Here is a 22,701-nt window from a genome sequence, read left to right as displayed (position 1 = left end):
CCCACGGGTGGAGGGCCCTCGCGTCGTCGTTCCACCCGCGTTCCACCCCGGCTCCGATCAGCCGCGGGCGCCGGATCCGTAGCGTCGGAGAGGTCAGCCCAAGCCTCCCGTCGGGACGGAGAAGTTCGATGAGTGCGTTCGTCAACGTCGTTCTGGTCGTTGCCGTGATGGCCCTGGTGGTCGGCCGCCAGATGCGCGCGCAACGCCTGGACAGCGAGCGCCGCTTCTGGGTGCTGCCGCTGATCCTCGGGGCGCTCGCGCTGCGCGATCCGCAGCTGATCGACCACCGGCACACCGCGTTGTCCGTCACCCTGCTCGCCTGCGGGCTGGTCGCGGTGCTCGCGATGGGCTCCATCTGGGGCTGGACCGTCCGGCTCTGGCGGGCCGAGGACGGCGCGCTCTGGGCCCGGGGCACCAGGGCCACGGTGGCCGCCTGGGCCGGGATGCTCTTCATCCGGTTCAGCATCTACGAGACCGGCGAGGCCCTGCACGTCCACCAGGCGAGCAGCGCGCTGCTGCTGAGCCTGGCGGTGCTGCTGCTGGTCCGCTCGCTCGTGGTGAACTGGAGGGCCCGGACGCTGGAGGCCCCGGAGCCGGCCGCAGAGCTGCGCTGACCCACCGACCTGAGCTTCGAGGAGGCACCCGTGGCCGGGTGGTACTGGACCCGCTGGCCGTCCCGCGAGGGGCTGGAACGCGACGCCGAGAGCCGGCCGCGGCGGATCCTCACCGGGCTCGGCCGGGCCGTCCTGCTGGCCGTCGTCTGCGGGGGAACCTTCGCCGGTGGGAAGTACGCCGGCTGGGCGGTGGTGGCCGCGGCGGCCGGACTGGTCGTGGCCATCGCACTCTATGCGGGGTACCTGCGGGCCACCCGGGAGCAGCGCCCGGCGGCCGCGTACCTGCTGGGCGCCACCCTGGTGGGCGTCGCCTGGCTGGCCAACTGGGGGCTGGCCTACACGCTGGCCGACGTGCTGTGGATCGGGCTGGCCGTGACGGCCCTGATCCGGTTGCCGCCCGCGCCCGCGCTGCTCGCCGCGGCGGTCGCGTTGGGCTCGTACACGGCGGCCTCCCCGGCGGGCTGGTTCAGCAACGCCGCCACCATCGGCGGGACCGTTCTGTTCGGCTTCCTGCTGCGGCTGGACGCCGAGGCGCGCGGCACCGCCCGTCGGCTGCTCGCCCAGGAGCGGGCCGCCCGGGCGGCCGAGGCGGAGAGCGCGGCGCTCGCCGAACGGGCCAGGATCGCCCGGGAGATCCACGACGTGCTCGCCCACAGCCTCTCGGCGCAGCTCGTCCACCTGGAGGCTGCCCGGCTGATGCTGGACGCCGGCACCGACCGGGAACAGATCCGCGAACGGGTCGTCGCCGCCCGGCGGATGGCCCGGGACGGGCTGGCCGAGACCCGGCAGGCACTGTCCGCGCTGCGCGGCGAACTGACCCCGGTCGGGGAGTTCCTGGTCGAGCTGACCGGCCGGGAACGGGCCGCCCTCACCGTCACCGGCACGCCCCGGCCGCTGCCCGCCGAGGCCTCCCTCGCCGTCCGGCGCACCGCGCAGGAGGCGGTGACCAACGTCCGCAAGCACGCGCCGGGCGCCCGGTGCTCCGTCGAACTGCGGTACCTGCCGGACGCGGTGGAGCTGGAGGTGCGCAACACCCGGGCGCCGCGGGGCCAGTCCGCCGCTGAGCTGTCCGCCCCGGAGCTCGCGGGCAGCGGCAGCGGGTACGGTCTGCTCGGGATGCGCGAACGCGCGGAACTGCTCGGCGGCACCCTGCTGGCGGGCCCGGAGGACGGAGGATGGCGCGTGCTGCTGCGGGTGCCGGCATGACGGCGGACACCACCAGGGTGCTGGTCGCGGACGACCAGACGGTGGTGCGCGAGGGCATCGTGATGCTGCTGGGGCTGCTGCCCGGGATCGAGGTGGTCGGCGCGGCGGCGGACGGCGAGGAGGCCGTCGCCCTGGTGGCGCGGCATCACCCGGACGTGGTGCTGATGGACCTGCGGATGCCGCGCTGCGACGGCGTCGAGGCGACCCGGCGGATCCGGGCGGCGCATCCGGAGACCGAGGTCGTGGTGCTCACCACCTACGCCGACGACGACTCGCTGTTCCCGGCGTTGCAGGCCGGGGCGCGCGGCTACCTCACCAAGGACGCGGGCGGCGAGGAGATCGCCCGGGCGATCGCGGACGTCCGCTCGGGTGCGGCCGGGCTCTCGCCGCAGGTCCAACTCAGGTTGCTGGAACGGCTGTCGGAGGCGCCGGGCGGCGCGGCCGGACCGGTCCCCGAGACGCCCCGGGCGTCGACCGCGCCGGCCGGCCGGCCCGCGGAACTGCCCGACGGGCTGACCGCCCGGGAGGCGGAGGTGCTGGCGCTGATCGCCGAGGGGCTCTCCAACGCGGAGATCGCCCAGCGGCTGTTCGTCAGCCAGGCCACCGTGAAGACGCACATCAACAACCTGTTCGCGAAGACCGCCGTCCGGGACCGGGCGCAGGCGGTCGCGTACGCGTTCCGACACGGAATCACCGGTATGCAGCAGTAGTCGCATGAGTGTCTGTCGGATCATCGACCACCTCATCGAGTGAACGTATCTGCAATGGTCAGAGGCGGTGTCCAGCGGCCCCCATCATGGGTCGGGTCAGAGTGCCCGCCGGTCCAGGAGCAGCAGTGCCACAGCAGCAGACGAGCAGTCCCGGGCAGGGGCAGCGATTCGACTGGTGGGCCGCTCCGGCCGCCGCCAACGCCGCCGACCGCCCGGCCACGCCCGGGCGGTCGGCGGGTCCGGCGGGGCCGGCGGTGCCCGCCCAGCCGTCCTCCGTCCGTCCGGTGCAGTCGGCCCAGCCCACCCAGGCCCCGGCCCGGGTCGAGCCGCCGGCCGCGCCCTCCGCCGCCCCGGCGAGGGCCCTGGCGCCGGCCACCGACCGCACCGAGGTGTACCGGACGGTCCAGGCCAGCGAAGCCTTCCAGGACATCCGGCGCAGCTACCGGGCGTTCGTCTTCCCCACCAGCGGTGCCTTCCTCGGCTGGTACCTGATGTACGTCGCCGCGCAGGCCGCCGCCCCCGGCGTGATGCGCAGCCAGGTGGCCGGCCCGCTCAACGTGGCCTGGCTGCTGGGCCTGCTCCAGTTCGCCTCCACCTTCCTGCTCACCTGGCTCTACGCCCGCAACGCCCGCACCAAGCGCGACCGCGCCGCCCTGGGCCTGCGCTGGGACACCCAGGACCAGCTGCGATGACCACCGCGACGGCCACCGCCACCCCGCCCCCCGTCGCCCCCACCGGCGACCACCACGACCTGGCGATCGTGCTGTTCGCCGTCATCGTCCTGGTCACCCTGGCGATCACCCTCTGGGTGGGCCGCCGCGGGAGCGCCGCCGAGGACTTCTACGCCGGCGGCCGCGACTTCACCCCGCTGCAGAACGGCTTCGCGCTCTCCGGCGACTACCTCTCCGCCGCCTCCTTCCTCGGCGTGGCCGGGCTGATCGCGCTGTACGGCTACGACGGCGTGCTCTACAGCATCGGCTTCCTGGTCGCCTGGCTGGTGGTGCTGATGCTGGTCGCCGAACTGGTCCGCAACGCCGGCCGGTACACCCTCGCCGACGTCCTCGCGCTACGGCTGCGCCGCCGCAAGGTCCGGGCCGCGGCGGGCGGCGCCAGCGTCGTGGTCACCCTGCTCTACCTGGTCGCCCAGATGGTCGGCGCCGGCTCGCTGGTGGCCCTGCTGCTCGGCACCAACAGCGCGCAGGCCCGGACCTGGACCATCGTGGCGGTCGGCGGTCTGATGATCGTCTACGTCACGGTGGGCGGAATGCGGGCCACCACCTGGATCCAGATCGTCAAGGCGTTCCTGCTGGTGGCCGGCTCGGTCCTGCTCACCGTGCTGCTGATGGTCCGCTTCCACGGCGACGTGGGCGAGCTGATGCGCCAGGCCGCCCAGCACAGCGGGGCCGGGCGGCGCTACCTCGAACCGGGCCTGAAGTACGGAGCCACCTTCACCAGCCGGCTGGACTTCTTCAGCCTCGGCCTCGCCCTGGTCCTCGGCACCGCCGGGCTGCCGCACATCCTGTCCCGCTTCTACACCGTGCCCACCGCCCGGGCCGCCCGCCGCTCCACGATGTGGGCGATCGGACTGGTCGGCGGCTTCTACCTGATGGCCATCGCGCTGGGGCTCGGCGCGACCGCCCTGGTCGGCTCGGCGGCGGTGAAGCACGCCAACGCGGCCGGGAACACCGCCGTCCCGCTGCTGGCCCTGGTGCTCGGCGGCGGCAACGGCAGCACCGGCGGGGTGGTGCTGTTCGCGGCGATCTCGGCGATCGCCTTCGCCACCATCCTCGCCGTGGTCGCCGGGCTCACCCTGGCCTCCTCCGCGGCCTTCGCCCACGACATCTGGGCCGGCGCCTGGCGCGGCCGGCCGCGCCGCCACCTGCTGCGGCTGCGCGCCGCGCTGCCGGGCGCCCGGCCGGCCGCGGGGCAGTCCGGGGCCGGGAGCGCGGAGTCGGCCGGGGAGGCGAGCGAGCACCAGGAGGTCGGGGTCGCCCGGATCGCCGCGGTCGGGATCGGTGCGGCCGCGATCGCGATCAGTCTGTTCGCGCAGCAGCTGAACGTCGCCTTCCTGGTCGGCCTGGCCTTCGCGGTGGCCGCCTCCGCCAACCTGCCGGTGCTGCTGTACAGCCTGTTCTGGTCCCGCTTCACCGCCCGGGGCGCGGTCTGGTCGGTGTACGGCGGGCTGATCCCGGCGATCGTGCTGGTCACCTTCTCGCCGGTGGTCTCCGGGACGAAGGTCGCGCTGTTCCCCGGCGTCGACTTCCACTGGTTCCCGCTGGAGAACCCCGGCCTGGTCTCCATCCCGCTCGGCTTCCTGGCCGGCTGGATCGGGACGATCACCTCGCCCGAACCGGCCGACCCGGACCGCTTCGCCGAGCTGGAGGTGCGTGCCCTCACCGGTGCGGGCGCGGCCTGAGTGCCGCGCCCGGGGAACCCCGGCGGGCCTGGGGCCGCCGGGGTTCCCCCTTGCCCGGCCCACGCTCCCTTGTCCGGCCCACGCTCCGGCCCGGCCCAGGCTGCGGCCCGGTTCAGCTCCGGACCGCCAGGCCGTACCGGTGCTCCGGGCGGCCGGTGTCGCCGTAGCGCAGGGTCAGCCGCAGCCGGCTGTCGCGCTCCAACTGCTTGAGGTAGCGCTGCGCCGTCGAGCGGCTCAGCCCGGTGGCGTCCGCGACCTCCTGCGCGGACAGCGGCCGGCCCGCCCGCCGCAGCACCCCCAGCACCAGGTCGGTGGTGGGCGCCGAGTGCCCCTTCGGCAGCGCGCCGGCCGGGGCGGCGGCACTGCGCAGCGTCGCGAACAGCCGGTCCACCTCGTCCTGGCCGGCCTCCCGGGCCGCCGGGCCCGCCAGCGCGTGCCGCAGCTGCGCGTACGCCACCAGCTTGTCCCGCAGCCCGGCGAAGGTGAACGGCTTGACCAGGTACTGCAGCGCGCCGTGCTGCATCGCCGCGTGGACGGTCGACACGTCCCGGGCGGCCGTCACCATCATCACGTCGCAGGCCACCTGCCGTTCGCGCAGCCGGCGCACCAGCGCCAGGCCGGTCTCGTCCGGCAGGTGGTGGTCCAGCAGCAGCAGGTCCACCGGGCGGCGCTCCAGGGCGGCCAGCGCCTCCCCGGCCGAGTGCGCGGTGCCCGTCACCCGGAAGCCGGGCACCCGCGCCACGTAGGCGGCGTGCACGTCGGCGACCCGGAAGTCGTCGTCCACCACGAGTACGTCGATCATCACGCCTCCACGAGCCGATGGGTGAGCAGGGCCTCCGGCAGCTCGACGGTGAACCGGGCGCCGCCGAGCGGCCCCGCGTCGAGCACGATCCGGCCGCCGGTCCGTTCGACCAGCCGCCGCACCATCGCCAGGCCCAGCCCGCGCGGACGGTGCGCGGGCGCGTCCTTGCTGGTCCACCCCTCCTCGAAGACCCGCTCGCGCAGCTCCTCCGGCACGCCCGGGCCGCTGTCCGCGACCTGGAGCAGCAGGGTGGAGCCGGACGCCGCCAGCGTCACCGCCACCCGCCCCCCTCCGGCGGGCGCCAACGCGTCCACCGCGTTGTCGATCAGATTGCCGAGCACCGTCACCAGCGCCCGCGGGTCCACCACCGCGTCCGGCAGGTGCGCCGCCGGGGCCAGCGCCAGCCGCACCCCGCGCTCGCCCGCCACCGCCGTCTTGCCCGCCAGCAGCGCGGCCACGTGCGGGTCCTGCACCTGCTCGGCGATCCGGGCGGCGACCACGGCGTGCGAACCGGACTGCTCCGAGATGAACGCCACCGCCTGCTCGTGGCGGCCCAGCTCCAGCAGGCCCAGCAGGGTGTGCATCCGGTTGGCGTGCTCGTGGTCCTGCGCCCGCAGCGCCTCGGTCAGGCTGCGGGTGGTGTCCAGCTCGCGGACCAGCGACTCCAGCTCGGTCCGGTCGCGCAGCGTCACCACCGCGCCGGATCCGGCGGTCGTCATCCGGTTCACCACCAGGACCCGGTCGTCCCGGACGGCGGGCAGGTCGGCGCCGGTGATCCGCCCGGTCAGCACGTCCGCCAGCCGGCCCGGCGGCAGCACCTCGTCGATCGGGCGGCCGGTGCAGTCCGGCGGCAGGCCGAGCAGCCGCAGCGCCTCGTCGTTGGCCAGCCGGATCCGGCCGCGTTCGTCCAGCGCCACCATGCCCTCGCGGATGCCGTGCAGCATCGCCTCCCGCTCCACCAGCAGCGCCGAGATGTCGGCCAGCGCGATGTTGTGGGTGCGGCGCTTCAGCCGCCGGGCCAGCGCGAGCGTGGCGACGGTGCCCGCGGCCAGGCCCGCCGCCGCGCACAGCAGGATCCCGGTGAGCATCTTCAGCAGCCGGCGGCGGATCGAGTCGTCGCTGATGCCCACCGACACCTCGCCGACGATCCGCCCGTCCGCGAGCCGCAGCGGGACCTTGCCGCGCGCGGTGCGGCCCAGCGTGCCCTGCTGGATCGCGGTGACGCTGCGGCCGCTGAGCGCCGGCTCCGGGTCGGTGGAGACCCGGTGGCCGATCCGCCCCGGGTCGGTGTGCGAGAGCCGGATGCCGTCCAGGTCGGTGACCACGACGAAGCTGGCGCCGGTGGCCAGCCGGATCTGTTCGGCGTTGCGCTGCGCGGTCGCCGAGTCCCGGGCGTCGGCGGCCCGGGCGATCACCTCGTCGGTGGCGGTGGCCTGGGCGATCGACAGCGCGCGCTGCATCGCGTCGTGGTCCAGTTCACTGCTGACCGGGGCCAGGAACAGCCCGGCGGTCACCGCGGTGACACCGACGGTGACGACGGTCTGGCTCAGCAGCAGCTGCGCGAAGACCCGGCGGGGCCAGCGGGGGAGCTTCATCCGGGCCTCCTCTCGGCGGCTGCGGCGGTGTTGCGGTGGGGCGGGGCGCTCGGGGCCCGGCAGGTGGAGGTCGGGACACCCTATGTTTCCGGCGTGTTTCTGTCAGCCGCCGTCCCCGAAGTTGTAGCGGAAGCAAAACGAGCAGAACAGCCCTCAACGCGGAGAACCCGCAGTACGCGCAGATGGCTGCCGCGGCGGCCCGGCCCGCTCCTACCTTCCTGGGGCAAGCACTGACCCGGGAGGATCAATGAGCGAGCGCAGCGAGCGAATCATCAAGAGCTGCCAATTGTGCGCAGCGCCTGCCGAGCGAAGCGAGGCGGGGGAATGAGCACAACCCCGGCGATCGAGCTGACCGGCGCGACCAAACGGTTCCGCACCCCCTCCGGGGCCCTGCACACCGCCGTCCGCGATCTCGATCTGACCGTCGCCCAGGGCGAGTTCGTCGCCGTCGTCGGGCCCACCGGCTGCGGCAAGTCCACCACGCTGACCCTGGTCAGCGGCCTGGAGGAGCCCACCGAGGGCGAGGCCCGGGTGTACGGCGAGCCGGTTCGCGGGATCGATCCCCGGGTCGGTTTCGTATTCCAGCAGGACGCCGTGTTCCCCTGGCGCACCGTGCTGTCCAACGTCATGGCCGGCCCCCGCTTCCGGGGCGTGCCCGCCGCCGAGGCCAGGGAACGGGCCCGGGACTGGCTGAACCGGGTCGGCCTCGGCGCCTTCGAGGACCGCTACCCGCACCAGCTCTCCGGCGGCATGCGCAAGCGCGTCGCGCTCGCCCAGACCTTCGTCAACGACCCGGACATCCTGCTGATGGACGAGCCGTTCTCAGCCCTGGACGTGCAGACCCGGGCCCTGATGTCCGACCAGCTGCTGGAGCTGTGGGCCGGCACCGGCTCGTCGGTCGTCTTCGTCACCCACGACCTGGACGAGGCCATCGCGCTCGCCGACCGGGTCGTCGTGATGACGGCCGGACCGGCCACCGTCAAGGAGATCTTCACCGTCGACCTGCCGCGGCCGCGCACCGTGGAGGCCGTCCGGCTGGAGCCGAGGTTCGTCGAGCTGTACCGCGAGATCTGGGCCTCGCTCGGCGAAGAGGTACGCATCACCCGGGAGAGAGGAGCGGGTCGTGCCGCTTGAGACCGCCCCCGCCGCCGGCACCGCCCCGGCCGCCACGACCACCACCAGAACCGCGGCCCGCGAACGGGCCGCCCGCAACCGGAGGTTGAGCGTCTACGGGGCCCGCATCGCGGTCCTGCTCGGCTTCCTCGGGCTCTGGGAGCTGTGCGCCCGCACCGAGGTGATCGACCCGTTCAACTTCTCCCAGCCGTCGAGGATCTGGGACCAGATCTGGCAGTGGGTCACCCACGGCACCGCGCAGGGCTCACTCGGCGAGCAGATCGGCTACACCCTGTACGAGGCGCTCACCGGCTGGGTGATCGGCGTCACCGGCGGTGTGCTGCTCGGCATCGCGCTCGGCCGGATCCGCTTCCTGGCCGACGTGTTCGGGCCCTACATCAAGGTGCTCAACGCCATCCCGCGCATCGTGCTGGCCCCGATCTTCCTGATCTGGTTCGGCCTCGGCCCGGCCTCCAAGGTCGCCTCCGCCGTGGTGCTGGTGTTCTTCCCGGTGTTCTTCAACGCCTTCCAGGGCGCCCGCGAGGTGGACCGCAACCTGGTCGCCAACGCCCGGATCCTCGGCGCGAACAACCGCAAGGTCACCGTGCAGGTCGTCATCCCCGCCGCCACCACCTGGATCTTCACCAGCCTGCACGTCAGCTTCGGCTTCGCACTGATCGGCGCCATCGTCGGCGAGTACATCGGCGCCACCAAGGGCCTCGGCCTGCTGGTCGCCGCCGCCCAGGGCACCTTCAACGCGGCCGGCGTCTACGCCGCCATGACCATCCTCGCCGTCGTCGCGCTGCTCACCGAGGGGCTGCTGACCTTCGCCGAGAAGAAGCTGTTCCGCTGGAAGCCCGCCGACTCCGGCGACGGCCGCTGAAACCCCCCACCCCGCAGAGAGGCACCCCCACCCATGCGCCCGAACTCGACCAGCAGAGCCGCTGCCGTCGCCCTCGCCGCCGCCCTGCTCCTCCCGCTCACCGCCTGTGCCAACGACGCCGCCACGACCACCCACGGCGCCGCCGCCCCGGCCGGGCAGCAGGTGGACGGACCCAAGGTCAAGATCATGGTCGGTGGCCTGGACAAGGTCATCTACCTGCCCGCGATGCTCACCCAGCGGCTCGGCTACTTCGCCGACGCCGGCGTCAACGTCGAGCTGATGAGCGAGCCCGCCGGCGTCAACGCCACCACCGCCCTGCTCGCCGGTGACGTCCAGGGCGCCGTCGGCTTCTACGACCACACCATCGACCTCCAGGCCAAGGGCAAGAACGTCGAGTCAGTCGTCCAGTTCTCGCAGGCCCCCGGAGAGGTCGAGATCGTCTCCACCAAGCAGGCCGACGCCGTCAAGTCCGGCGCCGACTTCAAGGGGAAGAAGCTCGGCGTCACCAGCATCGGCTCCTCCACCGACTTCCTCACCAAGTACCTCGCCGTCAAGAACGGCACCGCCGTCAGCGAGTTCAGCCCGATCGCGGTCGGCGCCGGTCAGACCTTCATCGCCGCGCTCCAGCAGGGCAGCATCGACGCCGGGATGACCACCGACCCCACCGTCGCCAACGTCCTCGACAAGGGCCTCGGCAAGATCCTCTACGACATGCGCACCCCCGAGGGCTCCCGCCAGGCGCTCGGCGGGCTCTACCCCTCGTCGTCGCTCTACATGAACACCGACTGGGTGGCGAAGAACAAGGACACCACCCAGAAGCTCGCCAACGCCTTCGTGAAGACCCTCAAGTGGATGTCCACGCACAGCCCCGAGGAGATCGCCGCGAAGATGCCCGCCGACTACGCGCAGGGCGGCGCCGAGCAGTACGCGGCCGCCATCAAGGCCACCCTGCCGATGTTCACCACCGACGGCGTGATGCCCGCCGACGGCCCCAAGACCGTCCTCGCGGTGCTCGCCGCCTTCCACCCGGACGTCAAGGGCAAGGAGGGGTCGATCGACCTGTCCAAGACGTACACCACGGAGTTCGTCGGCAAGGCCACCGGCTGAGGCCCCGACGCCGCCGCGGTCCCGCGCTCACCCCCACGGGCGCGGGGCCGCTGCGGCGTTCGGATCTCCGGACTTCGGATCCGCCGGACTCCAGACCCCCCGGAGTTCAGACCCTTCGGACGTCAGACCCCTCGGAATTCAGACCCCCCGGACGCTGAGCACGTCCATCCGCGACGGCGTCGCCGCCGCCTTGCCGCAGCTCTCCGGACGCGCCGGCTCGCTCACGCCCTCGATCACGTCCACCTCCCAGGCCCGGCCGTCCTCGTGCAGCACCGCCACCAGCCAGCGGCCCTCGCCGTCCGGCCGCTGCGCCAGCGTCAGCGCGTCCACCCGGGTCTCGCCGATCGCCAGCCGCACCGCGTGCTCGGCCGCCTGACCCGGGCGGTCCCAGCCCGAACAGCCCCGTGACCACTCCGGCACCATGTGCCCCGCCGCCGTCGCCGCCAGCACCTCCTTGGCCGTCTCCGGCGTCAGCCGCCCGTACGCGTAGCCGTACGGCAGCACCAGCATCGTGGGGGAGAACCGGTGCCCGCCCAGGTGCGTGACCTCCCACACCTCGCTGTGCCCGGCCGCCGCCAGCTCCGCCGCCAGCGGGCGGCCCAGCAGCGCGCAGCAGCGGTCCCGGCGCCCGTTCGTGCACACCAACGCCACCGGGCCGCCCACGTGCTCGACCCCGAAACCGCCGTGGTCACCGACGCCCAGCGCGGCGAAGTCCAGCGCCAGCAGCTCCGCCGGATCGGCCACCGCCGTCCGGCGCACCCAGCCCCGGCCCGGCACCGTGTGCGCCACGATCACCTCGTGCCGCGCCGACGGCAGGCAGTCCGCGTGCCGACCCGGCCGCCGGATCAGCGCCACCCGCACGCCCGTCCCCGCCGCGGCCGCCTCCAGCGCCCGGCCCAACGCCACGTCCAGATGGCTCTCGACCAGCGCCTTCGCGCCCCACGGGCCGGCCTGCTCCAGCAACAGCCAGGTGGTCGCCGTCGCGGCCGTGGCGGCCAGCGGCTCCGACAGTTCACGCGACGCGGTCGCACAGGTGCTCACCCGGGCAAGGCTACCCTCACCAAAAACCCGGAGGGGGTGCCACCTGGCACCCCCTCCGGACGGGCTCACCGCTACGCCGGGCCCGCGACCACCGCGATCGGCGTCGTCACCGGCGTCCCCGAACCGTCCCGGCGCGGGTCGCGCTCCGGCAGGACCACCGGCGCGCCCTTCTCCGTCGCCGCCCGGGCCGGCGCCGCACCCGCCCAGGCGAAGGACAGCGCGTCCTCACCGCGCAGGAACCGCTGGCAGCGCACCCCGCCCGTCGCCCGGCCCTTGCGCGGGTACTGCTCGAACGGCGTCACCTTCCACGTCGACTGCTCACCGCCGGACAGCGTCCCCGAAGCGCCGGCCACCGACACCACCACCGCGTCCGCCGCCGGATCCACCGCCGTGAACGACAGCACCCGCGCCCCGTCCGCCAGCTTGATGCCCGCCATGCCACCCGCCGGACGGCCCTGCGGACGCACCTGGCCCGCCGGGTAGCGCAGCAGCTGCGCGTCCGAGGTGATGAAGACCAAGTCCTCCTCGCCGGTGCGCAGTTCGACCGCGCCCACCAGCTCGTCACCCTCCTTGAGGGCGATCACCTCGAACTCGTCCTTGTTCGCCGGCCACTCCGGCACCACCCGCTTCACCACGCCCTGCACGGTGCCCAGCGCCAGCCCCGGCGAGGACTCGTCCAGCGTGGTCAGCGCCAGCACCCGCTCCCCGGCCTCCAACCGCAGGAACTCGCCCACCGCCGCGCCGCCCGCCAGAGTCGGCGACGGCGTCGGCGGCAGCGCCGGCAGATCGATCACCGGCAGCCGCAGCACCCGGCCCACCGACGTCACCACACCCACGTCCGCCCGCGCCGTCGCCGGCACCGCCGACACGATCACGTCGTGCTTCGACCGCTGCTCCGACAGCTCGAACGGCTCGCCGTCCGCCGTCCGCGCCAGCAGACCCGTCGAGGACAGCAGCACCCGGCACGGGTCGTCCGCCACCTCCAGCGGCACCGACAGCGCCGCCGACGGCACCGCCCCCGCCTCCAGCAGCACCGTCCGCCGCTCCGTCCCGAACTGCTTCGCCACCGCGCCCAGTTCGGACGAGACCACACTGCGCAGCCGGGTGTCCGACTCCAGGATCTCGGTCAGCTCCGCGATCTCCGCGGTCAGCTTCGCCTTCTCCTGCTCCAGCTCCACCCGGTCGAACCTGGTCAGCCGCCGCAGCGGCGTGTCCAGGATGTACGCCGTCTGCGTCTCCGACAGCGAGAAGCGCTCCATCAGGCGCTCCTTCGCCTGCGTCGCGTTGTCACTCGACCGGATGATCGCGATGACCTCGTCGATGTCGACCAGCGCCACCAGCAGACCCTCGACCAGGTGCAGCCGCTCCTCGCGCTTGCGCCGACGGAAGTCGCTGCGCCGGCGCACCACGGTGAAGCGGTGGTCGACGTAGACCTCCAGCAGCTCCTTCAGGCCCAGCGTCAGCGGCTGGCCGTCCACCAGCGCCACGTTGTTGATGCCGAAGGTCTCCTCCATCGGCGTCAGCTTGTACAGCTGCTCCAGCAGCGCCTCCGGCACGAAGCCGTTCTTCACCTCGATCACCAGCCGCAGCCCGTGCTCGCGGTCGGTCAGGTCCTTGACGTCCGCGATGCCCTGCAGCTTCTTCGCGTTGACCAGGTCCTTGATCTTCGAGACGACCTTCTCCGGGCCGACGTTGTACGGCAGCTCGGTGACCACGATGCCCTTGCGGCGGGCCGTGACGCTCTCGATCGACGTCGTCGCCCGGATCTTGAACGTGCCACGACCCGACTCGTACGCGTCCCGGATCCCCGACAGGCCCACGATCCGCCCGCCCGTCGGCAGGTCCGGCCCCGGCACGAACCGCATCAGCGTGTCCAGGTCCGCGTTCGGGTGCTTGATCAGGTGCCGGGCCGCCGCCACCACCTCGGACAGGTTGTGCGGCGGCATGTTCGTCGCCATGCCCACCGCGATGCCCGTCGCGCCGTTCACCAGCAGGTTCGGGAACGCGGCCGGCAGTGCCAGCGGCTCCTGCTCACTGCCGTCGTAGTTCGGCCCGAAGTCGACCGTGTCCTCGTGGATCGACTCCACCATCGCCATCGACGCCGCGGTCAGCCGCGACTCCGTGTAGCGCATCGCCGCCGGCGGGTCGTCGTTGCCCAGCGAACCGAAGTTCCCGTGACCGTCGATCAGCGGCAGCCGCATCGAGAACGGCTGCGCCATCCGGACGACCGAGTCGTAGATCGAGGCGTCACCGTGCGGGTGCAGCCGGCCCATCACCTCGCCCACCACACGGGCGCACTTCACGTGCGCGCGGTCCGGCCGCAGGCCCATCTCGTTGGCCTGGTACAGGATCCGCCGGTGCACCGGCTTCAGACCGTCCCGCGCGTCCGGCAGCGCACGCGAGTAGATCACCGAGTAGGCGTACTCCAGGAAGGAGCCCTGCATCTCGTCCACGACGTCGACATCGAGGATCCGCTCCTCGAAGTCTCCGGGCGGCGGGGTCTGCGAACTGCGGCGGGCCATCGCGGCGGGGCTCCCTTACGTGTCGCTTGCTGTGTCTCGGTCGGACTCTGTCGGGCCGTGCGCCGGACCCGTCAACAGGGTGCGGTCAACAGGGCGCGGCGCCCCCATTGTGGACCCTCGCACCGACACACCCGGCCAGCGGCCCTCTTCCGCCCCTGGCGAACGCCGTGTCCGGCCGGACCCAAACACACCCCCCGCGCGTTGCACCACAATGGGGGACGCCACACGAACCCCCGACATCGACGACGGGAAGGACCCGAGCGCATGGCCAACCCGGCCCCCGCCTCCAGCCGAGGCATCGCCATCACCGAGCACCGCCTGGCCAACGGCCTGCGCGTCGTCCTCTCCGAGGACCACCTCACCCCGGTCGCCGCGGTCTGCCTCTGGTACGACGTGGGCTCCCGGCACGAGGTCAAGGGCCGCACCGGCCTCGCCCACCTCTTCGAGCACCTGATGTTCCAGGGCTCCGCCAACGTCTCCAACAACGGACACTTCGAGCTCGTCCAGGGCGCCGGCGGCTCGCTCAACGGCACCACCAGCTTCGAGCGCACCAACTACTTCGAGACCATGCCCGCCCACCAGCTGGAGCTCGCCCTCTGGCTGGAGGCCGACCGCATGGGCTCGCTGCTCGCCGCCCTCGACGAGACGTCCATGGAGAACCAGCGCGACGTCGTCAAGAACGAGCGCCGCCAGCGCTACGACAACGTCCCGTACGGCACCGCCTTCGAGAAGCTCACCGCACTCTCCTTCCCCGACGGCCACCCGTACCACCACACCCCCATCGGCTCCATGGCCGACCTCGACGCCGCCACCCTCGACGACGCCCGCGCGTTCTTCCGCACCTACTACGCGCCCAACAACGCCGTGCTGTCCGTCGTCGGCGACATCGACCCCGAGCAGACCATCGCCTGGGTCGAGAAGTACTTCGGCTCCATCCCCGGCCACGACGGCAAGCAGCCCCCGCGCTCCGGCGAACTCCCCGAGACCATCGGCAGCGAACTGCGCGAGGAGATCCACGAGGACGTCCCCTCCCGCGCCCTGATGGCCGCCTACCGCCTCCCGCACGACGGCACCCGCGAGGCCGACGCCGCCGACCTCGCCCTCACCATCCTCGGCAGCGGCGAATCCAGCCGCCTGTACAACCGCCTCGTCCGCCGCGACCGCACCGCCGTCGCCGCCGGCTTCGGCCTGCTCCGCCTCGCCGGCGCCCCCAGCCTCGGCTGGCTCGACGTCAAGACCTCCGGCGACGCCACCATCCAGCAGATCGAGACCGCCGTCGACGAGGAGCTCGCCCGCTTCGCCGCCGAAGGCCCCACCCCCGCCGAACTCGAACGCGCCCAGGCCCAGATCGAGCGCGAGTGGCTCGACCGGCTCACCACCGTCGCCGGCCGCGCCGACGAACTCTGCCGCTACGCCGTCCTGTTCGGCGACCCCAAGCTGCTCAACGACGCCCTCCCCAAGGTCCTCGACGTCACCGCCGAGGAGGTCCAGGCCGTCGCCAAGGCCCGACTCCACCCCGACAACCGGGCCGTCCTGGTCTACGAGCCGACCGCCGCCGACACCGACGACACCGACGACTCCGACGCTGCTACCGAAGAGGAGGGCGCGGCCGCATGAGCACCGACTACGTCCCCGCCATGACGTTCCACCCCCAGCCCCAGCCCGGCACCCCCAGCCCCTGGGCCTTCCCCGCCCCCGAGCGCACCGCCCTCGGCAACGGCATCACCGTCCTGCACTGCCACCGGCCCGGCCAGCAGCTCGTCGCCGTCGAGGTCCTCCTCGACGCGCCGCTCGCCGCCGAACCCGACGGCCTCGACGGCATCGCCGCCATCCTCGCCCGCGCCTTCAACGAGGGCACCGACACCCTCACCGCCGAGGAGTTCGCCGCCGAACTCGAACGCGCCGGCGCCACCCTCGACGCCCACGCCGACCACCCGTGCATCCGCGTCTCGCTGGAGGTCCCCGCCTCCCGCCTCCAGCGCGGCCTCACCCTGCTCGCCGACGCCCTGCGCGCCCCCGCCCTCCCCGAGGACGAGATCGAGCGGCTGGTCGCCAACCGCCTCGACGAGATCGTCCACGAGCAGGCCAACCCCGCCCGGCGCGCCGCCAAGGCCCTCTACGCCGAGCTCTTCGACGCCGCCGACCGCCTCTCGCGGCCCCGCAGCGGCACCGCCGACACGGTCAAGTCCATCGACCGCGCCGCCGTCAAGGCCTTCTACGACGCCCACGTCCACCCGGCCACCGCCACCGTCGTCGTGGTCGGCGACCTCACCGGCGTCGACCTGTCCGCCCTGCTGGAGAGCACCCTCGGCAGCTGGACCGGCCCGGCCGCCCAGCCCTCCGCGCACGCCCCCGTCACCGCCGACGACCGCGGCCGCGTCGTCATCGTCGACCGGCCCGGCTCCGTCCAGACCCAGCTCCTCATCGGCCGCATCGGCCCCGACCGGCACGACCCCGCCTGGGCCGCCCAGATCCTCGGCACCTACTGCCTCGGCGGCACCCTCACCTCCCGCCTGGACCGCGTCCTGCGCGAGGAGAAGGGTTACACCTACGGCGTCCGCGCCTTCGCCCAGCCGCTGCGCTCCGCCGCCGACGGCAGCGGCCGCTCGCTGCTCGCCATCAGCGGCTCGGTGGACACCGCCTCCACCGCCCCCGCCCTGGCCGACACCTGGACCATCCTGCGCACCCTCGCCGCCGAGGGCCTCACCGACGCCGAGCGCGACGAGGCCGTGCAGTTCCTGGTCGGCGTGGCGCCGCTGAAGTACGAGACGGCCGGCTCGGTCGCCGGGACCCTGGCCGACCAGGTCGAGCAGCACCTGCCCGACGACTACCAGGCCGAGGTCTACCGTCTGCTCGCCGAACTGCCCACCGCGGCCGCCACCGAGGCCGTGGTCGCCGCCTTCCCGCCGGACCGCCTGGTCACCGTGCTGGTCGGCGACGCCGCCGCGATCGCGGACGACGTCCGGGCGCTCGGCATCGGCGAGGTCACGGTCGTCACCACCTGACGCCCGCGGTCCGCGCACGGCCCGGTGGAGCAGCTGCTCCGCCGGGCCGTCGCGTTTTAAATCCGTTGCGGGCCGGGCCGGTTCCGTGGATAGATGGTCCCCGGCACACACGTGCGAACTGCGACAGTTGCGAAGGGAGGCGGTCACCATGCGGGTCGAGCGAGCCATACGACGACGCTCCCCAAGGCCGTACTCCCCCTGTGTCGCCCTGGGCGCCTGAGCCCCACCCCCCGAACTTCCCCGAGCCACGCCGGGATTCCTTTTCGCGTGGCGCCTTCCTTCCTCGAACTCCCCGACCCCTGGAGGTCGTTCACCCATGTCGTACACCGAAGTCCCCGGCGTCCGGGTCCCGATCCGGATGTGGACCGACCCGGCCACCGTCGAGAGCCAGGCCATGGACCAGCTGCGCAACATCAGCTCCCTGCCGTGGCTGCACGGCCTCGCCGTGATGCCCGACGTCCACCTGGGCAAGGGCGCGACCGTCGGCTCCGTCATCGCCATGAAGGGCGCCGTCTGCCCGGCGGCGGTCGGCGTCGACATCGGCTGCGGAATGAGCGCGGTGAAGACCTCGCTCACCGCCAAGGACCTCCCGGACGACCTGTCCGGCCTGCGCAGCAAGATCGAGCAGGCCATCCCGGTCGGCCGCGGCCTGCACACCGACCCGGTCGACCCGACCAAGCTGCACGGCTTCCGCGCGGCGGGGTGGGACGACTTCTGGCACCGCTTCGACGGGGTGGCGGAGGCGGTCAAATGGCGTCGCGAAAGGGCCATGCAGCAGATGGGAACGCTCGGAAGCGGCAACCACTTCTCGGAAGTGTGCCTGGATGAGACCGGTTCTGTTTGGTTGATGTTGCATTCCGGATCGCGCAACATCGGCAAGGAACTGGCGGAGCACCACATGGGCGTCGCCCGTTCGCTGTCGCACAACCAGGGCCTGATCGACCGGGACCTCGCGGTCTTCCTCGCGAAGACCCCGGAGATGGACGCCTACCGGCAGGACCTCTTCTGGGCGCAGGAGTATGCGAAGCACAACCGCGCGGTGATGATGGCTCTCTTCCAGGACGTCGTCCGCCGCGAGTTCGCCAAGACGCAGGTCACCTTCGACGAGGTGATCAGCTGCCACCACAACTACGTGGCGGAGGAGCGGTACGACGGCGTCGACCTGCTCGTCACCCGCAAGGGGGCGATCCGGGCGGGCTCCGGCGACTACGGGATCATCCCGGGCTCGATGGGCACTGGTTCCTACATCGTCCGCGGCCTCGGCAACGCGGCGGCGTTCAACTCGGCGTCGCACGGCGCCGGCCGCAAGATGAGCCGCAACGCCGCGAAGAAGCGGTTCACCACCCGCGACCTGGCCGAGCAGACCAAGGGCGTGGAGTGCCGCAAGGACAGTGGCGTGGTGGACGAGATCCCGGGCGCCTACAAGAACATCGAGAAGGTCATCGAGCAGCAGAAGGACCTGGTCGAGGTGGTCGCCCACCTCAAGCAGGTCGTCTGCGTCAAGGGCTGACGGCCGTCAAGCTCTGACGGCCGTCAGGGGCTGATCAACGCCGACAGGGGTGTGCCAGCACGTGGCACACCCCTGTCGGCCGTCCGCCGGGTTCGCTCAGGCGGCGGCGGGGAGTTCGTCGAGGCCTTCCTGGACGAGCTTGGCGAGGCGGTCGAGGGCCTCGTCGGCGTTGGGGGCGTCGGAGGCGAGGACGATCTCCTCGCCGCCCTGGGCGCCGAGGCCGAGCAGGCCGAGCATGGAGGCGGCGTTGACGGGGCTGCCGCCGGGCTTGGCGATGGTGATCGGCACGCCGGTGGCCGTGACGGCCCGGACGAAGATGGAGGCGGGACGGGCGTGCAGGCCCTCGGCCCAACCGATGGTGACGCGGCGCTCAGCCATGAGACGTGCCTTTCCGGTGAAGCTGGTCACGGCCGTGCTCGGGGAAGCGGCCATGTTGTCTAGACCAGTGTCGCATGCAGGCGGCCCCTTCGAGCGGCTGCGTTCGGGACTTGTGATTGTTTCTTTTCGGGGCATAAGGCCCGGTCGGAGGCCCTGTCCACCCTGCCGTGAGCGCAGGCCAGGCGCCATTCGGCCCGCCGCCGGATAACCTGACGAACGTGGACGACTCCGCGGTGGCGAACCCCGATCAGCCGGACGACCAGCAGGCCGACTATCCGCAGCACTGGGAGGCCGACGTCCTGCTGCGCGACGGTGGGACGGCCCGGATCCGGCCGATCACGCCGGCCGACGCCGGTCGGCTGGTGGAGTTCTACGAGCAGGTCTCGGAGCAGTCGAAGTACTTCCGCTTCTTCGCGCCCTACCCCCGGCTGTCCGACCGGGACGTCCGTCGCTTCACCCACCACGACTTCGTGAACCGGGTCGGCCTCGCGGTGGTGATCCGGGACCGGTTCATCGCCACCGTCCGCTACGACCGGATCGACGCCGACGGCCGTCCGTCCGACACCGGCACGGACGCCGAGGTGGCCTTCCTGGTGCAGGACGCCCACCAGGGGCGCGGGGTGGCGTCCGCGCTGCTGGAGCACATCGCCGCGGTGGCGCGGGAGCGCGGGATCCGCCGGTTCCAGGCCGAGGTGCTGCCGGAGAACCGGAAGATGGTGAAGGTCTTCACCGACGCCGGCTACACCCAGCACCGGAGCTTCGCCGACGGCGTCGTCCACCTGGAGTTCGACCTCGAACAGACCGAGCGGTCGCTGGCGGTGATGCGCGCCCGCGAGCACCGCGCCGAGGCCCGGTCGGTGCAGCGGCTGCTGACCCCGCGGTCGGTGGCGGTGATCGGGGTGTCCCGCAACCCGCAGACGGTGGGCCGGGCCCTGCTGCGGGACCTGCTGGGCAGCTTCGACACCGAGTTCGCGAGCCGGTACGAGGCCGGGGACGCGGTCCGGCCGGTCTACGCCGTCAACCGCAACGCCCCGCCGGGGGCGGAGCTGGACGGCGTCCCGGTGCACCGCTCGATTCTGGACATTCCCGGGCCGGTGGACCTCGCGGTACTCGCGGTGCCCGAGGGCGCCGTCCCGGCCGCCGTCGCCGAGTGCGGGGCGCACGGGGTGCGCGGCCTGGTGGTGGTGACGGCCGGGTACGCGGAGACCGGGCCGGAGGGCCGGGACCGGCAGCGGGCGCTGGTCCGACAGGCCCGGGCGGCCGGGATGCGGGTGATCGGCCCGAACGCGTTCGGCCTGATCAACACCGATCCGGAGCGCCCGTTGAACGCCTCGCTGGCGCCGCACCTGCCGCGGCGCGGCGGATTCGGGATCTTCTGCCAGTCGGGCGCGATCGGGGTGGCGCTGCTGGAGGCGGCCCACAAGCGCGGCCTCGGCGTCTCCTCCTTCGCCTCGGTCGGCAACCGGGCGGACGTCTCCGGCAACGACTTCCTGCAGTACTGGGCGGAGGACGACGCCACCGAGGTGGTGCTGCTCTACCTGGAGTCCTTCGGCAATCCGCGCAAGTTCACCCGGATCGCGCGTCGGCTGGCGGCCGTGAAGCCGGTCGTGGTGGTGAAGGGCGCCCGGCACACCGGCAGCCTGCCGCCCGGCCACGCCGTCCCGGCCACCGCCACCGGTCTGCGCGACGCGACGGTGGACGCACTGTTCGAGCAGGCCGGGGTGACCAGGGTGGAGACGATCACCGAGCTGTACGACACCGGCGAGCTGCTGGCCCTGCAACCACTGCCGCCGGGGGACCGGGTCGCGGTGGTCGGCAACTCGGACTCGCTCGGCCTGCTGACCTACGACGCCTGCCTGAGCGCCGGCCTGCGTCCGCGCACGCCCGTCGACCTGACCACCGCCGCGACCGGCGAGAACTTCCGGATCGCGCTGGACGTCGCGCTCTCCGACTCCGCCGTGGACGCGGTGATCGCGGTGGCGATCCCGCCGATCGGCACCTCCGCGCACGCGTTCATGGGCGGCCGGCTGACCGGCCCGGACGACCCGGAGATGGGCTCGGACGATCCGGAGATCGCCGCCGCCCTGCTCGAAGCGGGCGCGCGAGCCCGGGAGTTGGGCAAGCCGCTGGTGCTGGCCCACCTGGCGCTGACGGACCTGCCGACCCGGCTGCGGCCGGGCCGCATCCCGGCGTTCGCGGCGCCGGAGCGGGCGGTGCGCGCCCTCGCGCACGCCGTGCACTACGCGCGGTGGCGCCGCCGGACGGCCGAGGCGGAGGAGACGGCGCGCGTCCCGGAGCTGGACCGGATCGACGAGCCGGGCGCCCGCGCGCTGGTGGAGGCGGCGCTCGGCACCCGCGCCGCCATAGCCGCCCGCACCCAGCCGGGCGGGGCCCGGATCACCCTGCCGGACGCCGAGGCCCGCGAGCTGCTGGCCCGCTACGGCATCGACGTCGCGCCGACGCTGCCCGCGCCGGACGAGGAGAGCGCCGTCCGGGCGGCCGAACGGCTCGGTTACCCGGTGGCGCTCAAGGCGACCGCCCCGCACCTGCGCCACCGCCCGGACCTGGGCAGCGTGCGGCTGGACCTGACCGGCGAGCCGGGTCTGCGCCGGGCCCACCGGGAGCTGGACGCCCTGCTGGGCGGCGCGGCGCAGGCCGAACTGGTGGTGCAGCGGCTGGCGCCGCGCGGGGTGGACACCGTGATCGGCGCCACCGTGGACCCGGCGGTGGGCGCGATTCTCTCCTTCGGCCTGGCGGGCGCGCCGGCCGAGCTGCTGGGCGACGTCGCGCACCGGCTGGTGCCGGCCACCGACCAGGAGGTGGCGGCGCTGGTGCGGGAGGTGCGGGCGGCGCCGTTGCTGTTCGGCTGGCGGGGCGCGGAGGCGGTGGACACGGACGCCCTGGAGGAGCTGCTGCTGCGGGTGTCGCAGCTGGTGGACGACGTGCCGGAGATCGCCTCGGTGGACCTCGAACCGGTGGTCGTGGCCCCGCACGGGCTGGCGATCCTGGGGGCGCGGGTGCGGATCGCGCCGCTGCCCGTCCGCAGCGATCTGGGCCCGCGCGCCATGAGCACCCTGTAACCTTCCTTGGTTGCGCCCTGTCCGGGGGCGCTGTTGTCCGAAGCTCGGCGCCGCGCCGCCCGCTTCGTCGGCGGACCATGCCAGGATGGAGTTATGGCGAAGACCGGTACCACCACCACTCAGGACCTGCGCTCGGCGATCGAGCGCAGCGGCTACTACCCGGCCCTGGTGTCCGAGGCGGTGGAGTCCGCGGTGGGCCCGGAGCCGATCAGCTCCTACCTGGTGCACCAGGAGACGACCTTCGACGCCAACGAGGTGCGCCGGCACGTGACGGTGCTGGTGCTGACCCCGACCCGGTTCGTGGTGAGCCACACCGACGAGCAGTCCGGGGACGCGGGCACCCCGGCGGTGCCGTTCGCGACGACCTCCACGGAGAGCGTCCGGCTGGACCGGATCGGCTCGGTGGTGGTGAGCCGCATGGTGGCGAACCCGGAGACGTACACGCCGGGGACGCTGCCGCGCGAGGTGGTGCTGACCATCGGCTGGGGCGCGGTGCAGCGGCTGGACCTGGAGCCGGCGGGCTGCTCGGACCCGAACTGCGAGGCGGACCACGGCTACACCGGTTCGGCGACGGCTGACGACCTGTCACTGCGGGTGAGTGAGGCCGGTGACGGCCCGGAGACGGTCGCGCAGGCGCTGGTGTTCGCCCGTGCGCTGTCCGACGCGACGATCAGCAACGGCCCGCGGGTCTGAGCGCGGCCGCCCGAGAAGACGCTACG

Annotated in this window: 18 protein-coding genes; 13 read left to right on the top strand and 5 right to left on the bottom strand. The window is 73.2% G+C overall.

All coding sequences use genetic code 11. The annotated features are described in order from the left end of the window. The first annotated feature begins 128 nt into the window (after positions 1 to 128). From ABTY15_RS12895 to ABTY15_RS12875, 5 genes are all read left to right on the top strand, one after another. The gene (locus ABTY15_RS12895) at positions 129 to 614 is read left to right on the top strand and encodes a DUF1453 domain-containing protein (RefSeq protein ID WP_350581021.1); all 486 of its coding nucleotides are present in this window, start codon (positions 129 to 131) and stop codon (positions 612 to 614) included. A 30-nt stretch (positions 615 to 644) separates the two neighbouring features. Continuing rightward, positions 645 to 1,820 (top strand): sensor histidine kinase, encoded by a 1,176-nt coding sequence (locus tag ABTY15_RS12890; RefSeq protein ID WP_350581019.1) that lies wholly within the window; start codon positions 645 to 647, stop codon positions 1,818 to 1,820. Then, complete coding sequence (locus tag ABTY15_RS12885) at positions 1,817 to 2,530, top strand: response regulator (protein ID WP_350581016.1); 714 nt, start codon at positions 1,817 to 1,819, stop codon at positions 2,528 to 2,530. Before ABTY15_RS12890 ends, ABTY15_RS12885 begins: the two co-directional genes overlap by 4 nt. A 125-nt stretch (positions 2,531 to 2,655) precedes the next feature. Beyond that, positions 2,656 to 3,222: a DUF485 domain-containing protein gene (locus ABTY15_RS12880; RefSeq protein ID WP_350581013.1), complete on the top strand. Its 567-nt coding sequence runs from the start codon at positions 2,656 to 2,658 to the stop codon at positions 3,220 to 3,222. Beyond that, entirely contained in the window at positions 3,219 to 4,946 is a 1,728-nt protein-coding gene (locus ABTY15_RS12875; protein WP_350581011.1) for a solute symporter family protein, read from the top strand. The genes ABTY15_RS12880 and ABTY15_RS12875 overlap by 4 nt, the downstream gene beginning before the upstream one ends. 112 nt (positions 4,947 to 5,058) lie before the next feature. On the opposite strand, the gene ABTY15_RS12870 is transcribed toward ABTY15_RS12875, so the two are convergent. Both ABTY15_RS12870 and ABTY15_RS12865 read right to left on the bottom strand, forming a co-directional pair. Continuing rightward, on the bottom strand, positions 5,059 to 5,748 hold the full coding sequence (locus tag ABTY15_RS12870; RefSeq protein WP_350581008.1) for a response regulator: 690 nt from the start codon (positions 5,746 to 5,748) through the stop codon (positions 5,059 to 5,061). Beyond that, complete coding sequence (locus ABTY15_RS12865) at positions 5,748 to 7,343, bottom strand: sensor histidine kinase (RefSeq protein WP_350581005.1); 1,596 nt, start codon at positions 7,341 to 7,343, stop codon at positions 5,748 to 5,750. Before ABTY15_RS12865 ends, ABTY15_RS12870 begins: the two co-directional genes overlap by 1 nt. 324 nt (positions 7,344 to 7,667) lie before the next feature. Here ABTY15_RS12865 and ABTY15_RS12860 point away from each other — a divergent pair, with 324 nt between their 5' ends. Genes ABTY15_RS12860 through ABTY15_RS12850 form a run of 3 tightly spaced genes read left to right on the top strand, consistent with a single transcriptional unit; the run spans position 7,668 to position 10,446 of the window. Then, on the top strand, positions 7,668 to 8,477 hold the full coding sequence (locus ABTY15_RS12860; RefSeq protein WP_350581002.1) for an ABC transporter ATP-binding protein: 810 nt from the start codon (positions 7,668 to 7,670) through the stop codon (positions 8,475 to 8,477). Further along, on the top strand, positions 8,467 to 9,339 hold the full coding sequence (locus ABTY15_RS12855; RefSeq protein ID WP_350580999.1) for an ABC transporter permease: 873 nt from the start codon (positions 8,467 to 8,469) through the stop codon (positions 9,337 to 9,339). Before ABTY15_RS12860 ends, ABTY15_RS12855 begins: the two co-directional genes overlap by 11 nt. A gap of 33 nt (positions 9,340 to 9,372) precedes the next feature. Next, the gene (locus tag ABTY15_RS12850; protein WP_350580996.1) at positions 9,373 to 10,446 is read left to right on the top strand and encodes an ABC transporter substrate-binding protein; all 1,074 of its coding nucleotides are present in this window, start codon (positions 9,373 to 9,375) and stop codon (positions 10,444 to 10,446) included. A 138-nt stretch (positions 10,447 to 10,584) separates the two neighbouring features. Here ABTY15_RS12850 and ABTY15_RS12845 read toward each other — a convergent pair whose 3' ends face one another. Both ABTY15_RS12845 and ABTY15_RS12840 read right to left on the bottom strand, forming a co-directional pair. Beyond that, on the bottom strand, positions 10,585 to 11,487 hold the full coding sequence (locus tag ABTY15_RS12845) for a ferredoxin family protein (RefSeq protein ID WP_350580993.1): 903 nt from the start codon (positions 11,485 to 11,487) through the stop codon (positions 10,585 to 10,587). Positions 11,488 to 11,558: 71 nt separating this feature from the next. After that, positions 11,559 to 14,009, bottom strand: a complete 2,451-nt coding sequence (locus ABTY15_RS12840) for a DNA gyrase/topoisomerase IV subunit A (protein ID WP_350580991.1) — start codon at positions 14,007 to 14,009, stop codon at positions 11,559 to 11,561. 264 nt (positions 14,010 to 14,273) lie between these two features. Between ABTY15_RS12840 and ABTY15_RS12835 the strand changes: the two genes are divergently transcribed. The 3 genes from ABTY15_RS12835 (at position 14,274) to ABTY15_RS12825 (ending at position 18,524) form a co-directional block, all read left to right on the top strand. Then, entirely contained in the window at positions 14,274 to 15,626 is a 1,353-nt protein-coding gene (locus ABTY15_RS12835) for a M16 family metallopeptidase (protein WP_350580989.1), read from the top strand. Further along, the gene (locus ABTY15_RS12830; RefSeq protein WP_502893487.1) at positions 15,623 to 17,014 is read left to right on the top strand and encodes a M16 family metallopeptidase; all 1,392 of its coding nucleotides are present in this window, start codon (positions 15,623 to 15,625) and stop codon (positions 17,012 to 17,014) included. Before ABTY15_RS12835 ends, ABTY15_RS12830 begins: the two co-directional genes overlap by 4 nt. A 316-nt stretch (positions 17,015 to 17,330) precedes the next feature. Further along, on the top strand, positions 17,331 to 18,524 hold the full coding sequence (locus ABTY15_RS12825) for an RtcB family protein (protein ID WP_350580986.1): 1,194 nt from the start codon (positions 17,331 to 17,333) through the stop codon (positions 18,522 to 18,524). Between the two features lie 96 nt (positions 18,525 to 18,620). On the opposite strand, the gene ABTY15_RS12820 is transcribed toward ABTY15_RS12825, so the two are convergent. Continuing rightward, the gene (locus ABTY15_RS12820) at positions 18,621 to 18,902 is read right to left on the bottom strand and encodes an HPr family phosphocarrier protein (RefSeq protein ID WP_350580984.1); all 282 of its coding nucleotides are present in this window, start codon (positions 18,900 to 18,902) and stop codon (positions 18,621 to 18,623) included. A gap of 218 nt (positions 18,903 to 19,120) precedes the next feature. Between ABTY15_RS12820 and ABTY15_RS12815 the strand changes: the two genes are divergently transcribed. Both ABTY15_RS12815 and ABTY15_RS12810 read left to right on the top strand, forming a co-directional pair. Further along, positions 19,121 to 21,982 carry a bifunctional acetate--CoA ligase family protein/GNAT family N-acetyltransferase gene (locus tag ABTY15_RS12815; RefSeq protein WP_350580981.1) on the top strand — a complete coding sequence of 954 codons (2,862 nt, stop codon included), beginning with the start codon at positions 19,121 to 19,123 and terminating at the stop codon, positions 21,980 to 21,982. 93 nt (positions 21,983 to 22,075) lie between these two features. Continuing rightward, complete coding sequence (locus tag ABTY15_RS12810; protein ID WP_350580978.1) at positions 22,076 to 22,675, top strand: DUF5998 family protein; 600 nt, start codon at positions 22,076 to 22,078, stop codon at positions 22,673 to 22,675. Positions 22,676 to 22,701: the final 26 nt, after the last annotated feature.

Origin of the sequence: Kitasatospora sp. NPDC097643, from assembly GCF_040302625.1 — a bacterium.
Classification (GTDB): domain Bacteria; phylum Actinomycetota; class Actinomycetes; order Streptomycetales; family Streptomycetaceae; genus Kitasatospora.
This window is presented reverse-complemented; position numbering and strand designations above follow the sequence as displayed.

Coding starts and splice junctions, on each gene's coding strand:
- ABTY15_RS12895 (WP_350581021.1), top strand. CDS start 129: ATGAGTGCGTTCGTCAACGTCGTTCTGGTCGTTGCCGTGATGGCCCTG.
- ABTY15_RS12885 (WP_350581016.1), top strand. CDS start 1,817: ATGACGGCGGACACCACCAGGGTGCTGGTCGCGGACGACCAGACGGTG.
- ABTY15_RS12875 (WP_350581011.1), top strand. CDS start 3,219: ATGACCACCGCGACGGCCACCGCCACCCCGCCCCCCGTCGCCCCCACC.
- ABTY15_RS12870 (WP_350581008.1), bottom strand. CDS start 5,748: ATGATCGACGTACTCGTGGTGGACGACGACTTCCGGGTCGCCGACGTG.
- ABTY15_RS12865 (WP_350581005.1), bottom strand. CDS start 7,343: ATGAAGCTCCCCCGCTGGCCCCGCCGGGTCTTCGCGCAGCTGCTGCTG.
- ABTY15_RS12860 (WP_350581002.1), top strand. CDS start 7,668: ATGAGCACAACCCCGGCGATCGAGCTGACCGGCGCGACCAAACGGTTC.
- ABTY15_RS12850 (WP_350580996.1), top strand. CDS start 9,373: ATGCGCCCGAACTCGACCAGCAGAGCCGCTGCCGTCGCCCTCGCCGCC.
- ABTY15_RS12840 (WP_350580991.1), bottom strand. CDS start 14,009: ATGGCCCGCCGCAGTTCGCAGACCCCGCCGCCCGGAGACTTCGAGGAG.
- ABTY15_RS12835 (WP_350580989.1), top strand. CDS start 14,274: ATGGCCAACCCGGCCCCCGCCTCCAGCCGAGGCATCGCCATCACCGAG.
- ABTY15_RS12830 (WP_502893487.1), top strand. CDS start 15,623: ATGAGCACCGACTACGTCCCCGCCATGACGTTCCACCCCCAGCCCCAG.
- ABTY15_RS12825 (WP_350580986.1), top strand. CDS start 17,331: ATGTCGTACACCGAAGTCCCCGGCGTCCGGGTCCCGATCCGGATGTGG.
- ABTY15_RS12820 (WP_350580984.1), bottom strand. CDS start 18,902: ATGGCTGAGCGCCGCGTCACCATCGGTTGGGCCGAGGGCCTGCACGCC.
- ABTY15_RS12810 (WP_350580978.1), top strand. CDS start 22,076: ATGGCGAAGACCGGTACCACCACCACTCAGGACCTGCGCTCGGCGATC.